15 protein-coding genes are annotated in these 13476 nt (G+C 42.3%); 4 read left to right on the top strand and 11 right to left on the bottom strand.

Annotation, left to right across the window (positions count from 1 at the left end; translation table 11 throughout):
• Window positions 1–28: 28 nt before the first annotated feature.
• The 5 genes from AC19MV_RS03950 to punC form a co-directional block, all read right to left on the bottom strand.
• Entirely contained in the window at window positions 29–478 is a 450-nt protein-coding gene (locus tag AC19MV_RS03950) for a DNA polymerase III subunit chi (RefSeq protein WP_432399091.1), read from the bottom strand.
• 84 nt (window positions 479–562) lie between these two features.
• On the bottom strand, window positions 563–934 hold the full coding sequence (locus AC19MV_RS03945) for a hypothetical protein (RefSeq protein ID WP_498305861.1): 372 nt from the start codon (window positions 932–934) through the stop codon (window positions 563–565).
• 9 nt (window positions 935–943) lie between these two features.
• Window positions 944–1636, bottom strand: coding sequence for a hypothetical protein (locus AC19MV_RS03940; protein WP_498305860.1), 693 nt, complete (start codon window positions 1634–1636; stop codon window positions 944–946).
• Between the two features lie 281 nt (window positions 1637–1917).
• Window positions 1918–2649: a substrate-binding periplasmic protein gene (locus AC19MV_RS03935; RefSeq protein ID WP_498305859.1), complete on the bottom strand. Its 732-nt coding sequence runs from the start codon at window positions 2647–2649 to the stop codon at window positions 1918–1920.
• A gap of 252 nt (window positions 2650–2901) precedes the next feature.
• Entirely contained in the window at window positions 2902–4188 is a 1287-nt protein-coding gene (punC, locus tag AC19MV_RS03930; protein ID WP_498305858.1) for a purine nucleoside transporter PunC, read from the bottom strand.
• Between the two features lie 183 nt (window positions 4189–4371).
• On the opposite strand from punC, the gene punR reads away from it, so the two are divergent.
• Window positions 4372–5274: a DNA-binding transcriptional activator PunR gene (gene punR, locus AC19MV_RS03925; RefSeq protein ID WP_498305857.1), complete on the top strand. Its 903-nt coding sequence runs from the start codon at window positions 4372–4374 to the stop codon at window positions 5272–5274.
• A gap of 279 nt (window positions 5275–5553) precedes the next feature.
• On the opposite strand, the gene pepA is transcribed toward punR, so the two are convergent.
• Window positions 5554–7062: a leucyl aminopeptidase gene (gene pepA, locus AC19MV_RS03920; protein WP_432399086.1), complete on the bottom strand. Its 1509-nt coding sequence runs from the start codon at window positions 7060–7062 to the stop codon at window positions 5554–5556.
• Between the two features lie 273 nt (window positions 7063–7335).
• On the opposite strand from pepA, the gene lptF reads away from it, so the two are divergent.
• Window positions 7336–8448: an LPS export ABC transporter permease LptF gene (gene lptF / locus AC19MV_RS03915; protein WP_498305856.1), complete on the top strand. Its 1113-nt coding sequence runs from the start codon at window positions 7336–7338 to the stop codon at window positions 8446–8448.
• Entirely contained in the window at window positions 8445–9503 is a 1059-nt protein-coding gene (gene lptG / locus AC19MV_RS03910) for an LPS export ABC transporter permease LptG (RefSeq protein WP_498305855.1), read from the top strand. Before lptF ends, lptG begins: the two co-directional genes overlap by 4 nt.
• Window positions 9504–9632: 129 nt before the next feature.
• On the opposite strand, the gene AC19MV_RS03905 is transcribed toward lptG, so the two are convergent.
• The 3 genes from AC19MV_RS03905 to AC19MV_RS03895 all read right to left on the bottom strand — a co-directional run bounded on the left by AC19MV_RS03905 (window position 9633) and on the right by AC19MV_RS03895 (window position 11118).
• A complete protein-coding gene (locus AC19MV_RS03905) occupies window positions 9633–10142 on the bottom strand; it encodes an RDD family protein (RefSeq protein WP_432399083.1) in 510 nt (169 codons plus the stop codon).
• 26 nt (window positions 10143–10168) lie between these two features.
• On the bottom strand, window positions 10169–10423 hold the full coding sequence (locus tag AC19MV_RS03900; RefSeq protein ID WP_432399082.1) for a DUF2960 domain-containing protein: 255 nt from the start codon (window positions 10421–10423) through the stop codon (window positions 10169–10171).
• Between the two features lie 245 nt (window positions 10424–10668).
• A complete protein-coding gene (locus AC19MV_RS03895) occupies window positions 10669–11118 on the bottom strand; it encodes a GNAT family N-acetyltransferase (protein WP_498305854.1) in 450 nt (149 codons plus the stop codon).
• A 189-nt stretch (window positions 11119–11307) separates the two neighbouring features.
• Here AC19MV_RS03895 and AC19MV_RS03890 point away from each other — a divergent pair, with 189 nt between their 5' ends.
• Window positions 11308–11880: a DsrE family protein gene (locus tag AC19MV_RS03890; RefSeq protein WP_498305853.1), complete on the top strand. Its 573-nt coding sequence runs from the start codon at window positions 11308–11310 to the stop codon at window positions 11878–11880.
• A 16-nt stretch (window positions 11881–11896) separates the two neighbouring features.
• Here the strand turns inward: AC19MV_RS03890 and AC19MV_RS03885 are convergent, their stop codons facing one another.
• Together AC19MV_RS03885 and AC19MV_RS03880 are read right to left on the bottom strand one after the other, a co-directional pair.
• Complete coding sequence (locus tag AC19MV_RS03885) at window positions 11897–12658, bottom strand: substrate-binding periplasmic protein (protein ID WP_498305852.1); 762 nt, start codon at window positions 12656–12658, stop codon at window positions 11897–11899.
• Between the two features lie 54 nt (window positions 12659–12712).
• Window positions 12713–13357 (bottom strand): DUF2913 family protein, encoded by a 645-nt coding sequence (locus tag AC19MV_RS03880; protein WP_498305851.1) that lies wholly within the window; start codon window positions 13355–13357, stop codon window positions 12713–12715.
• Window positions 13358–13476 lie beyond the last annotated feature (119 nt).

Genomic DNA, 13476 nt, shown 5'->3' with positions numbered 1-13476 from the left:
CGTTATGTTCTCTATCTAAATTAAGTGTTTATTCTGCTAATGCTTGAGTGCTAGGTGTAATGCCTGCACTTTGATATTGACGGTAGCGATTGCGGGCAATGCGCTTAAGCTCATCGTCATTAGCGACAAAATCGATAATATGGGGCAAGTTTACCGCAAAAGTGGGCATGTGGTCTGCAAGATTAATCAGAACTTGGCGACTTTTATTTGGCCCTAAGGTGTCAAAACCTATTTCAACCGGCGCACCTGTTATTGGGCCTTCGCCTTTTAAATTGTGCGGTACAAAGGCATTGGGCTCAAATTGCCACAGTAACTCGTCAATTGCATAAGCTTGTTGCTTGTCTTTGCAGTGAATATAGACGGTTTTTTGCTGACGATAGTGTTGTTCAGCTAACCGGCAGGCAGCCAAATAAAGCGCATCTAATGCACTCATTTGATTATGATTATCAGGCATAAGGTAAAACAAGGCTTGAGTCATGTTGTGCAGCTTTTTACCGGTTTATAAGTTGGCCACGAGTTTACACTAAAATCGCTTGCGGGTTAATGGCTGTAGTTCTGCGATTTATATGACATTAGCATAGCTCAATGTCATGATCGTCAGTTTAATCGTGCTGATTAATCCGACATAGAGCGCGATCATAATGGACTTTCTACGCCGCTGTGGTAATAGCTCCTTGATGGATAGACGTTGAGGAGATGATTGCTGTGGCGTTAAGCTTGAACGCCACAATACAAACCATCTAATAGTTAAAGAATAAGAAATATCATTAATCATTAGCTGCTGTTTACGCCATGGGCCTAGCAGTAGTAGCCGGGTATAAACTTGTTGTTGATTAATGGATAAGCTAAACCGCGTAGTAAAGCGGTCATAACTGACTTCTATTTTGTGATTATCTATGAGATGTATTTTGTGTTGCTTACGCTCAAATCGCATTACTTGCCCCTAGCGAATTAATTCACATTTTACATGAGTAGGGCTTGTGCCTTTGGTGCACTCTTTTAATGCTCTGCGTTGCGCTTTTAACATGGAGTCATAACCAAAACCGTAGCCATAGCGAATATGACCACTATCGCTCACAGATACGGCAAGTGCTTTATGGTTTTTAAAGTCTTTAAATTGAATTAACACATCAATCAGTTTTTGATCATTTGTGATGAATTGACATGCTTTGGCTTGCGGGTTGTGTTCGCAAGCTAATGGATATTGGTCAAATACAGGGTAGGAAATATCGATATTATCAAACCAAGAAGACCAGCTGGTTTCTTGAGTCTCAATTGTAATATCAGCCGGGATATGAATTTGCAGTTGTTGATCGTCAGAATCTTGTTGCCCTAACCAGATTAAGCTGAGTTTATTGTCGTTAGGATGGCCATTAGCAACGAGCACATCGCCAGCGCAATTGTCGCACAGTTGCTCATCTGCTTTGATGATTGATATTTGAGTTGAGTAGTCAGAAGCACCGGCGCAGCTTCGTTCAAAAATGACAGCCTTGTACATTTTATCTAATGAAAGTGACTCGGTGTAAACGGTGTTACCGCACATGGAGCTGAGTAGCCAGCCCAATAAAATTGCCACTAATCCATAAAGGGCCAATGCACTAACGATTGTAATGATGATGACTTTTAACGCTTTCACCTGAAGATCCCTTTCTGCGAGTTTGTTTTATAGATTATGGACTTATCATGTTTGCAAACGAGATAATAGACTTGTTACTTATGTGTAACAAGTTAACAATTGTTTAGTTGCTGGCTATTTTTTCGCTTAGATTTTTCAAATCGACATTGTCGGTAGCGGTATTTTTAGCGGATAAAATGAGTAGATGATTAATACCATTCCGCATTAATAAGCGCCCCAGGTTAACGTGTTTAACACAATGGCGCTGGATTTAAGATGTTGAGTTTTGGCAGTTTGGTTTTTTAGTGCTGAGCAATACTGATCTCTTGGGTAAAGTATCGGTCATAAATTGCTTGATACTGCCCTGATGTTTTTAGTTCATCAAATGCTTGTTGCCAAAGTGCCACTACATCGTCACTGGTGTCGTTTGAAAAAGCAATGAACAAGGTCGAGTCATATAGCTTAACTGGCGTACGCTCAATGGTATTAATATCGATATTTGCCGCTTTTGCTAAAAACGGCATCACTAATTCGCTCATTGGCGCTACGTCTACACGGCCGTAGCTGAGCATCTTTAAGGATTGTAATTGAGCGCTGTCGGTGCTGAGATTGGTAAACCCTTGGGCGTTTAAGTAAGTGTGGTCGGCATTATCAAGCACCACGCCAATATTTTGTACTCGCTTGAGGTCTGCTAAGTGAGCAACAGACAATTGCGAACTTCGCTTTTTATAAAAATATACGCCGCTAGTAATGATAGGCCCGACCCACTTCATGTTCTGCTCGCGCTCAGGTCTTTTCGCGATAACAAACAAGGCAGTATTGGGTTGTGACTTTAACAACTGAAAAGCTCTATTAAAAGGGTATATTTCTATATCTGTTTTAATATTAACGTGGCTGTTTTGTATCATCGCCTGAATTATGTCGACAGAAAATCCACTTAGCACTTCATTATCCTGGTAACTAAAAGGCCGTAGTGGGTGGGTAATAAATTGGGTGTCGTTGAGCGATTGTGCTGCTAGCTTGTTTAAAGGCATCAAGGTCACAAAGGCACATATTAATATAGTACTGAGGCTTAATTGAGAGTATTTCATCAATTAATGACCAAGTGTAGGGGATAAGTATGTTGAGCATGCCGTGCCATTCAATCAATTCCTTCTGATTGTTGAGTCAGTATATAACGTCGTTTTTAGCGATGTTGTTCGATGATATTGTTCGATATTTAATCTACCATGTAATGAGGTTATAAAACAAACTATAACCTCATCATTATTGCGTTTATTGATGCGTTATTTAGGCACCTCTTTGCTTGAGGTTTGACTCAGTCTTGCTGGATCGGGGAACACAAAGTGCTGCTTGATTTGTTTCCAAGAATCATGACGTTTAATGATGTATCCCACTGCGACTAATATTGAACAAACTAAAATACCCCATCCAATCGCGTTGTCACCTAAGTCAGCCCAAAGCACGACTAAGCTTGACGCGCCGAAGGCAATCGAAATTTGAATAAAATTCTGTAATCCAGCGGCTTTTGACGCGTTGTGTTTAAACTCTTGCAGCGCATTGTTAACGACGATGGGATAAATTGCACCATTACTGCCAGCAAGTAGTGAAAATGCAATTAATAACGGCCAAATGGTGTCGGTGTTGATTAACACGCTTGAGACAAAAATGGCTGCAACGCAATAACCAAAGAAAATCAATAAGCAAGTTAATGTGGTTTGGGTACCCAGCTTTTTGATGAGTATTTTACTGGAGTAGCCACCGACGATAAACATGATTGTTTGTGGAACAAAACTTAAACCAATTTCAGTTGCGGCATAACCATATTGTTCCATTACCGCTGGCCATAAGGTTAAGTAAGCAAAAAAAGCCCCTGAGCACGCGCCAAATATTAATACATTACCCAAGTAGCGAGTATTGCTGAGTAGCTGCAGATAGCCAATATGTGTTTTATTGGCCTGAATAAGTTTGGATTCTTTAGGGACAAAAATACAGGTCATGGTAATCAGCATAACGGCGATGATACACAAACAGATAAACACAGCCCGCCAACCAAAACTGTTTAGTATAAATGCACCCACAATAGGGGCTAGCGCAGGAGAAAGTGCAACTAATGGCATGATATTAGAAAATATGTTTTGCGCTTTATCTGCTGGGTATTGTTCAATCACAATCGCCTGCCAAATTACTGCGGCGCTACATGCTCCAATGGCTTGAAAAAAGCGCGCAATGTTCATTGTCATGATGTTGTCACTGGTTGCAATCAATGCACTTGCCAGCATAAATAAACCTAAGCCAACCAGTAGGGCGTTTCGTTTGCCTATTTTATGGACTAACGGACCATACAGTAACTGACCGATTGCAAGCCCAGCTAAAAAGCTGGTTAGCGAAATAGCCACTTCTGAGGTGGTGGCATTAAATGTCCCTTCAATAGATTTGAACGAAGGTAGATACATATCTGTTGCAATAAACCCTAACATACTCAGCAAGGCTAAATAAAAAAGGAAAAAATAAAACATTAATTTTGTTAGTTTAGTGTTATTAATTATATTGTTGCTGCTAAATTCTGACATCTTTAGTTCTGTTGGTATGAATAAAAAACAGTAGCTTAATGGGTTACTAAATTAGCGGGAAACGTTTATTTTTGACTATTGCTATCAAAAATATTGATGGATTAGGGCGGGGTATTTATTTAGGATGTATTTTTATGTTTGTTGATTTTAGATAAATATCCATTTTTAATGAGTTAAATCAATATGCTTTCACAGCAAACTTTCGAATTAATTGATGTTGTTGCCCAAACAGGCAGCTTTACTGCGGCGGCAAAGAAATTACATAAAGTGCCATCTGCTATTAGTTATTCAATTAAACAAATTGAAACGGAATTAGGTGTTGAGCTATTTATTCGTCATCATCGCAGTGTGACGTTAACCCCTGCCGGTAAACATTTTGCAGCCAAAGCTCGTGTCTTTTTGGCTGATATGGCGCTGATGAAGCGCGACACTCAACGAGTGGCGAATGGCTGGAAGCCCACTTTGTCAATTGCGCTTGATAACATTGCGAGAACCGACAGTGTACATGCCTTAATTGCTGACTTTTATAGGCAGTTTCAAGATGTTGAGTTAATTATTCGCATCGAAGTGTTTAATGGCGTATGGGAGGCACTTGCCACTGGTCGTAGCGATATTGCGATTGGTGCAACTACCGCCAATCCGGTTGGCGGGGCTTATAAGTTTACTTATATGGGCGACATTGATTGGTTGTTTGTTGTCAGTGCGGGGCACCCGTTAGCCGATATTATGCGGCCTTTGATTGATGATGAACTTAAAGTGTTTCCGTCTATTTGCTTGGAAGATACGTCACGTGAAATTCCTAAACGAACCGATTGGTTGTTAAATGGCCAACGCCGCTTGGTTGTGCCCGATTGGCACAGTGCGATTAATTGTTTTGTCGAAGGGCTTGGTGTTGGCTATATGCCTGCTCATTTAGCACAGCCGTTAATTGAGTCGGGTAGGTTAGTGAGCAAGGTACTGAGTCGAATTAAGCAACCGAGTCCATGTTGTCTGGCATGGAATGATGAACAAATGTCACCCGCATTGGCCTGGGTATTAGATTATCTCGGTGATGGCGAGCAGTTACATCGTCAATGGCTGGCATAATTTGAGGGCTGATTTGAGAGCTAATTTAAGTCGTCTAATTCTGGTTTGCCCACTCAATAACGCTTTACTCAATAGCACTTCGCTTAATAGCACTACGCTTAATAAAACTAAATTCAAAGTGACCATATTCAAAGTGACTATATTCAACGGCTCTAAACTTAAGCTCTCTAATCTTAAAACCATGTGGCCCGAGGTGATGATTATCTACCATCCTAATAAAACAGTAACAAAAAAGGGTAAAGCCTGCGCTTTACCCTTTTTTATGCGTTAAGCCAAAGCTTATTCGCTAATTTCAACACCAGCACGATTAATTAAGAACTGGCTTAAAATCGGCACCGGACGACCGGTTGAACCTTTGTTTGCGCCGCTATTCCAAGCTGTACCGGCTACGTCTAAATGCGCCCAATTGTACTTTTTAGCAAAGCGAGACAAGAAACACGCCGCAGTGATTGAACCCGCAGGACGGCCACCTAAGTTAGTCATGTCAGCAAACGGGCTGTCTAGCATGTCTTGGTATTCATCCCATAACGGCATACGCCATGCACGGTCACCGCTTTGCTCACCAGCATTAAGCAATTCATGTGCTAATGGGTTGTGTGAGCTAAACAAGCCTGAAGCGTGTTTACCTAATGCAATCACACATGCACCGGTTAAGGTTGCAGTGTCAATGACAAGCTCAGGATCGAAGCGTTCAACGTAAGTTAATACATCACATAACACTAAACGACCTTCAGCATCAGTGTTAAGCACTTCAACTGTTTGACCTGACATGGTTGTTAAAATGTCACCTGGGCGATATGCGTTACCCGCAGGCATGTTCTCACAGCCAGCTAAAATACCAATAACATTGATAGGCAGCTTCATTTCACATAGCGCTTTCATTGCGCCAATTACACCCGCAGCGCCACCCATGTCGTATTTCATTTCGTCCATGGCTTCGCCTGGTTTTAATGAAATGCCGCCTGAGTCAAAGGTTAATCCTTTACCCACAAGTACAATTGGTTTTTCTGTGCTGTTTACCGCGCCTTGATATTCCATCACGGTCATAATTGACTCGTTTGCGCTAGCACGACCTACAGCAAGGTATGAATGCATACCTAGCTTGGCCATTTGCTCTTCGCCAATGGTCGTCACTTTAAGGTTTTCGTGCACTTCAGCCATTTGACGAGCTTGAGATGCTAAATAAGCTGGGTTGCAGATATTCGGTGGCATGTTGGCCACGTCGCGGCATAAATGCATACCTGCTGACACCGCGGCTCCGTGCTCAATCGCGCGCTCACCAATGGTGAGTTCACGGCGAGTAGGCACATTAAATACCATTTTACGCAGTGGACGACGAGTTTCACCCTTACGGGTTTTTAATGCATCAAATGAATATAAGCTGTTTTGAGTTGTTTCAACGGCTTGGCGAACTTTCCAATAGGTGTCGCGGCCTTTGACATGCAATTCAGTTAAGAAGCATACTGCTTCCATAGAGCCGGTTTCGTTTAACGTGCTGATGGTTTTTGTGATGATTTGTTTGTATTGGCGCTCGTCTAGCTCACGCTCTTTACCACAACCAACCAATAATACACGTTCACTTAATACGTTGGGTACGTGATGCAATAGCAACATTTGACCAGGCTTACCTTCAAGGTCGCCACGGCGAAGTAGATTACTAATGTAACCTTCACTGATTTTATCCAATTGCTCTGCGATACCAGATAAACGGCGAGGTTCGTAGACACCAACAACGATACAAGCCGAACGTTGCTTTTCGGGGCTGCCGCTCTTTACGCTAAACTCCATGAGCACTCCTAGATTCTTAAAGACAAATTTTTATATTTATTAGATAATGTTTGCATTAGGCCATCTGGCATATAATCAACGAAAAGGTGTTAACTGTTTGGGGTTATTAACTAAAAAAAGGCGAAAATTGACTGCCAAAATAGAGGTTAATGATGACCCGAAAGCACCTTCCGCGCTGGTCAGAAAACTAGCAAAACTGCTGAAAGTAGACAGTTTACATGAAAGTTGCTCTGATACCAGTAAAAAGATAAGTTTAGCCACCGGATCCTACTTGTGATTGTATTTAGATACCTGATTGGTGAAGTTTTAAAAGCGCAATTTGCGGTACTTTTGGTACTGTTAACTATTTTTATTAGCCAGCAATTTGTGCGTGTGTTAGCTGACGCTTCAGACGGCGAATTTCCTGCATCATTAGTCATGACATTACTGGGGCTTAACTTGCCTCAATTAACCGTTTTAGTGTTGCCGCTGAGTTTCTTTTTAGCCATTTTATTGGCTCATGGGCGTATGTATGCCGAAAATGAAATGGTGGTATTGCACGGCGTAGGTGTCAGCGAATGGTATGTCACCCGCGTCACGTTACTGGTTGCGCTTGGCAATTTGATTTTTACCGCTTATTTGTCGATTTATGTCGGTCCGTGGGCAGAAGAACGTCAAAACCAGGTATTAGAGAAAGCTCAGTCGGAGGCCGGTCTTGCAGCCTTGACTCAAGGGCGCTTCCAAGCCAGTCCTAACGGGCGGGCGGTGTTGTTTGTTGAACGTATTAACAAAGACAACACTCTTGATAACGTCTTTGTGGCGCAGTTACCTGATCCTGAAGATGAAGATGGCTTAACCAACATTGTTGTTGCTCAGCAAGGCCGAGTGATAGAAGACGATATTGGCAGCCAACAACTGCAACTTGAAAACGGAGTACGTTACCAAGGTAGTCCCAATTCTCTTGATTTACAGACCATTGAGTTTGGTGGCTATAAAATGGAAATCAAAGAGCAGGAAGTGGATGAGCGTCGTCGTAAATTGTCAGCGCTGCCTGTTGATGAATTATTGGCAACCCCAGGACCTGAAGCCTCAGCTGAGTTTCAATGGCGTTTGGCAATTCCTATCGCTATTCCATTAATGACATTAATTGCCGTACCTTTAGCTCGAGTGAACGTTCGTCAAGGTAAGTTTGCCAAAATGTTCCCGGCTATTTTATTGTATTTAGGCTATTTTGGATTGATGGTAGCGGGCCGTAAAGCCTTGCAAGATGAAGTGGTACCACAGTATTTAGGCATGTGGTGGATCCATGGTTGCGCTTTGATATTAGGGTTACTGTTATTAGTTAAAGAACGGCCGTCAGGTAAAAAGTTGCTAGGCTTATTTAAACGTAAGCAGGTGGCAGCATGAGAATTTTAGACCTTTATATTGCCCGTATGATTGTCAGCACGTCGGCATTGTGTTTACTTGTTCTAACTGGCTTGTCGGGCATTATTAAGTGGGTAGATCAGTTACGCGTTGTTGGACGCGGTAGTTATACGTTAATCGATGCGGGTATCTACGTATTGTTTTTAGTGCCACGAGACATTGAAATGTTTTTCCCAATGGCGGTACTCCTTGGCGCGTTAATCGGCATGGGGATGTTGGCGTCTAATTCTGAGCTTGTGGTCATGCAAGCTTCTGGCATGTCGCGTTTACAAATTACTCAATCGGCGATGAAAACTGCGATTCCACTGATGATTATGGTGATGGCGCTAGGAGAGTGGGGCGCTCCCATTGCGGAAAAAAGCGCTAAAGAATTGCAAGCGGTTAAAACCTCAGGTGGCAGTTTAATTAAATCTCATCGCGGTGTTTGGGCTAAAGATGGCGATATGTTCGTTAATATCGGTGAAGTGATCAATGTCGATTCCCTTAATAATGTTAGCTTATATCGCTTTAACGATAAGCTCGAATTGACTGGAGTTACTCACGCTGAGCAAGCCATGTTTAAGGGAGATGTTTGGAAGCTCATTGGCGTTAATCATACTTCAATACAAGATGATAAAGTGGTTCGAGATTATGTAGACAGCGATATTTGGCGCTCATCACTGACACCAGATAAATTGAGTGTCGTGTCTGTTAAGCCTGAGTCGTTATCCATTCGAGGGCTTCTCGATTATCTAGACTATTTAGAGATTAACCAACAAGACTCAAGTCGATATGATTTAGCGTTATGGCGCAAGATTATGCAGCCTGTGACGGTGGCAGTAATGATGCTCGTGGCGTTATCGTTTGTGTTTGGTCCATTGCGTACCGTAACGATGGGCGCTCGAGTGTTATTGGGTGTTGTGGCTGGCTTTAGTTTTTATATTAGTAACCAAATATTTGGTCCCATGAGCATTGTTTACGAGATACCGGCATTTATTGGGGCCGTCGCGCCCAGTGTATTATTTACCGGCTTTGCCTTGTATTACATCCGAAAATAAATATTTTGCTAACGCGATAAACAAAAATGGCAACCAGTAGGTTGCCATTTTTATTGCTTAGGAATTAACTAATGCCATCAACTAATGTCATCAACTTATGCAATTAACTTATGTCATTATTTAGCAATGTTATGCGCCGTGCCAATTGCGCATTTGATTGGCCTCAACCGACAATAACACCACTTCTGAGCGGGTCATCATGTCTTGCAAAGCCAGTTTATCGGCATTGATTAAAATCCATAAGTTACCCACTCCTAATAAAGACCACACTACGCGAGCACAAGCAGTAATAAAGCTCAGGTTTTGCCCGTTAGGATGTTGGACTTTTAAACGCCAGGCTCTCATGCCTAATGTTTGACCTCCACGGCTCCAAAAAATAGCGTAAAAGCTCACTACACACAGTGCTAACCACAGTTGATAAAGGCCATGATAAAGCGGCGTGTTATTGAGTAGATCTGAGGTGTGCTCAAAACCATTGAGTGAAATCATGCCGCTGCTTTGTAAGCCAAAGAAGACAGCAAAACCAATCGCGCCGGCAAACATATAAACTGCAACAGCGAGTAAAGAATCATAAATTATCGCCCCGACTCTGCGAACAAAACTGGCTCGAGGGAAATTGGCATGTTCTGTGTTTAACATTGATATTCCTTACGACTCAATTGAGGTTAGATTTCATCATCTTCACGCACAAACTTAATGCTGGTAAAGCCAAAACGAGCGAATTCGCTTTTGCGGAATTCTTTTTCTGCTTTAGCGCCTTTTTTTGAGGTCAATGCAATTTGCTTTTCCATGGAGAGAAACTTTTTTAAATCAATTCCTTCAGCCTCAGCAGCCGCTTCATAAAGGTCGTGGTGTATATCGTAGCTAAATGGAATCGTTTTTGTTTGACCTTTAAAAATGTAAATCACTTGGCGCGCCATGACGAACTCCTGAAATTAATGTAAATCATAAATAATATGGTACCTAGGATGATTGTCCTGCCACAAGATGGCTGCTAAGGCATGAGGTACCACGTTGTAAGAGTCTAGTGGGTGTAACTGCAGGCTCTTACATAATGGCTAATTGTCCCACGTTCAACAGGCTATAACCAATAGGTTCGCAAAAACTTGCCATAAATTATCAATAAAATCGCTATTAACCTTTATCAAGAGGCCATTGGTTACATTTAAGTTAACGTTAAATATAAATAACAGGCTCCAGCAGGATAGCTGCTAAGCGATTGAGTGAGTTTTGGCGATGTTGCGTGTGGCTTAAAGCCTTGTTGCAGCCAATACGTGTGTGCACCTTGCACCGCAACGAGCCCAATGCCGTCGATATTTAACGCGCTAGCTTGATTAAGTACATGCGTTAAAAGTTGTTTGCCAACCCCTAAACCTTGCGCACTCGGTGCAATGGCCATGTCATGTAAATACCAACTGGTTGAATGTTGCGATGATATCTCACAGTCTAACGACGGTGCATCGCCACGATTCCAGGGATGCACTAAAGCATAGGCTAATACTTGTTGAGCTTGCTCGAAGACCACACAGGTTGAAGGCGATGCCAGCCATTTACTTTGCATCACACTTAAAGATTCAGGAGTGAGATCGACATAACATTGAGCTTGTATGGACATAATGCTTGACCAGTCAGTGAGGCAAATCGGGCGTATTGGCATATTAATCAGTTTTGGCTTATTTTAGAGGCGATTATACTCAGAAATGCGCTAAATTCCATGCGTTAAACTGTGTTAAAGTGGCATCCACATTGTTAATGAGTGGCTAATTAAGCTGCGAGAATCGGTATCATAAGGAACATCACTATAATGAAAATTCATTTACCTTTAACGGTCACACCCGCGGTGTTTTCCGCGTTAATTGCCGTTTTGGCATGTTTTTCTTTTACGGTTAATGCTGGCATTGAAGCATTTAAACCCGGCACCGTGATTAAAGATTATGGCAAGGTTGCAGAGGTCAATAGCAGTTTAGTGATCCCCAAAGGCATGAAGTTTAAAGTGGCTTTTGATCTAGGCCAAGCAGCAAAAGCGGGTGAACTTAATCGCAGCATAGATACCTTAGCCCGTTTTATTAATATGCACGTTGCAGCCGGAGTGAAACTAGAAGACATTTCACTGGCGATGGTCGTTCATGGGCAAGCTGCGAGCGATATGACTCAAGAGCGATTTTACAAAATGCTTAATACGGGTAAGAGTAATGCTAATGCAGACTTGATTGCGCAATTAGTTAAACAAGGCGTTAGGTTTTATGTGTGCGGCCAAACCGCAGCTTATTATGGCATTACGCCTGATGACTTATTACCTGGAGTGGATATGGCGCTGTCGGCATTAACGGCTCATGCTGTATTGGCTCACGAAGGTTATAGCGTAAACCCGTTTTAAGCCTTTTACGCAGAGACTATTTCTCAATGTGCTCAATGTGCTCAAATACTGCTTGCTGGGTGTATTTGTTGATAATGCGCGTAATCGTACCGTTAGACTGCAACTCAATAATAGCTGCATTGATTCTCGGTAATAATGCCGCATGCTCTTTTCTAAGTCGCATTACTAAATGCCCTTTTGAATGGAGCGCGGCTAGCGTGATAGGGCTGTTGAGCTGTTTGGCCCAATATAGTGCGGGCAAGTCACCTGATATTGCCGCTTTGACTCGGTCTTTATAAAGTGCTTTGATGAGTTCTCGTTCTGAGCTGAAATCCACCCGGGTGAACTCTGTGTCATCATGATACAAGTAGCCACCTACCGTACCAATTTCTTGACCTTTTAGGCTGTCGTTACTTTGCCAATCTTTAGCGTTAGAGGCTAGGGTAATGATGTGCTCTTCAATGGCGATAATGGCCGACGATTGAACAAATTCCTCGCCTAAATCGTCATGAGGAAACCAACTCGGGCTAACAAAATCAAAGTCAAGCCAGCCACTGTCTAACGCATAGTTGGTTCGTCTTGGTGGAAAGTTGTGTTTTTCAATTTTGATGTTGGCATGGGTGAGCAAAAGGGGCACTAACTCACCTAAAATACCAGGGCTTTCAGGTGAGTCGGGGATGTAATAAGGCACCCAATTACTGGAACCATTAACGTTATATTTGAGCGCAGTATCGGCAAACGCTAGCGTAGATAGAAAAAAGAGTACAAAGCAAGTCACCGCAATAACGCTTCTTTTCATGGTACCTCCTCACATTACACGTGTGCCCGCAATACGCTGCCGGGTTTGCTTTTGCTAATATTGATCAATACACAATAAGCATAAACTTGGATGCAGATTTTTAGGCCGTAAGGTGTAGGTCTTGTGGTGTTTAATCAGTGTAGTTTTCTTATTGCCTTGGCTTAATAAAATGCCTTGAGTGAGTGCTAAACGCGCCACTAGACTTTCATCACCGCGGATGTACATGGAAATGGATTTAACGATGTTGTCATCGATAATGTGCTGATTAAATTCTTTAGCCGAGATGATTAAGCTTGATTGCCCAACACTGTCGAGCTTAAGTTTAGCATCAATATCGGTGTCGGTAATGATCACCCACTTTTGTGCCGTTAATTCAGCGAGCAGATTTTTAAGCCCTGCTCCTGTAGCGATAGCGCTATTATTGGCTTGTTGATACTGATCGGCAATACAAGTCAGCAGTCGTTTAAGCTGGGCTCCAGCGCCTTGACTGCGAGCTTGACGGATCCATGTTGTGAGATCGTCTGCGACTAGTTTAGAAAAACGTTTAGTTTTTAATGACTCAACCATCCAATTGCATAAAAAGTGGCTTTCTTGTGCTGGCGTTCTTGGCGATTTATGCTGCGATGCAGAAGTATTTATGGCATCGATGCCTGCCAGGGCTAAAGTCAGTAATGCTTGGTTATATGTTTCGGTGGTCATTTCAACAAATCAATAAAGTAAATTGGCCACTAGTTTACCGCGGCGTTGCTAATTGCTAAATAGATTTTTTCATCGACTTGATAACTAAGCCGGCCATTGGATATTTTTCACTACACAAT

This window comes from Shewanella sp. MF05913 (genome assembly GCF_059758095.1).
Note: the sequence above shows the minus strand (reverse complement) of the source record. Positions and strands in the feature narration are given on the sequence as shown.

Coding starts and splice junctions, on each gene's coding strand:
- AC19MV_RS03950 (WP_432399091.1), bottom strand. CDS start 478: ATGACTCAAGCCTTGTTTTACCTTATGCCTGATAATCATAATCAAATG.
- AC19MV_RS03945 (WP_498305861.1), bottom strand. CDS start 934: ATGCGATTTGAGCGTAAGCAACACAAAATACATCTCATAGATAATCAC.
- AC19MV_RS03890 (WP_498305853.1), top strand. CDS start 11,308: ATGAAAATTCATTTACCTTTAACGGTCACACCCGCGGTGTTTTCCGCG.
- lptG (WP_498305855.1), top strand. CDS start 8,445: ATGAGAATTTTAGACCTTTATATTGCCCGTATGATTGTCAGCACGTCG.
- AC19MV_RS03880 (WP_498305851.1), bottom strand. CDS start 13,357: ATGACCACCGAAACATATAACCAAGCATTACTGACTTTAGCCCTGGCA.
- punR (WP_498305857.1), top strand. CDS start 4,372: ATGCTTTCACAGCAAACTTTCGAATTAATTGATGTTGTTGCCCAAACA.
- AC19MV_RS03895 (WP_498305854.1), bottom strand. CDS start 11,118: ATGTCCATACAAGCTCAATGTTATGTCGATCTCACTCCTGAATCTTTA.
- punC (WP_498305858.1), bottom strand. CDS start 4,188: ATGTCAGAATTTAGCAGCAACAATATAATTAATAACACTAAACTAACA.
- AC19MV_RS03905 (WP_432399083.1), bottom strand. CDS start 10,142: ATGTTAAACACAGAACATGCCAATTTCCCTCGAGCCAGTTTTGTTCGC.
- AC19MV_RS03935 (WP_498305859.1), bottom strand. CDS start 2,649: ATGCCTTTAAACAAGCTAGCAGCACAATCGCTCAACGACACCCAATTT.
- AC19MV_RS03900 (WP_432399082.1), bottom strand. CDS start 10,423: ATGGCGCGCCAAGTGATTTACATTTTTAAAGGTCAAACAAAAACGATT.
- pepA (WP_432399086.1), bottom strand. CDS start 7,062: ATGGAGTTTAGCGTAAAGAGCGGCAGCCCCGAAAAGCAACGTTCGGCT.
- AC19MV_RS03885 (WP_498305852.1), bottom strand. CDS start 12,658: ATGAAAAGAAGCGTTATTGCGGTGACTTGCTTTGTACTCTTTTTTCTA.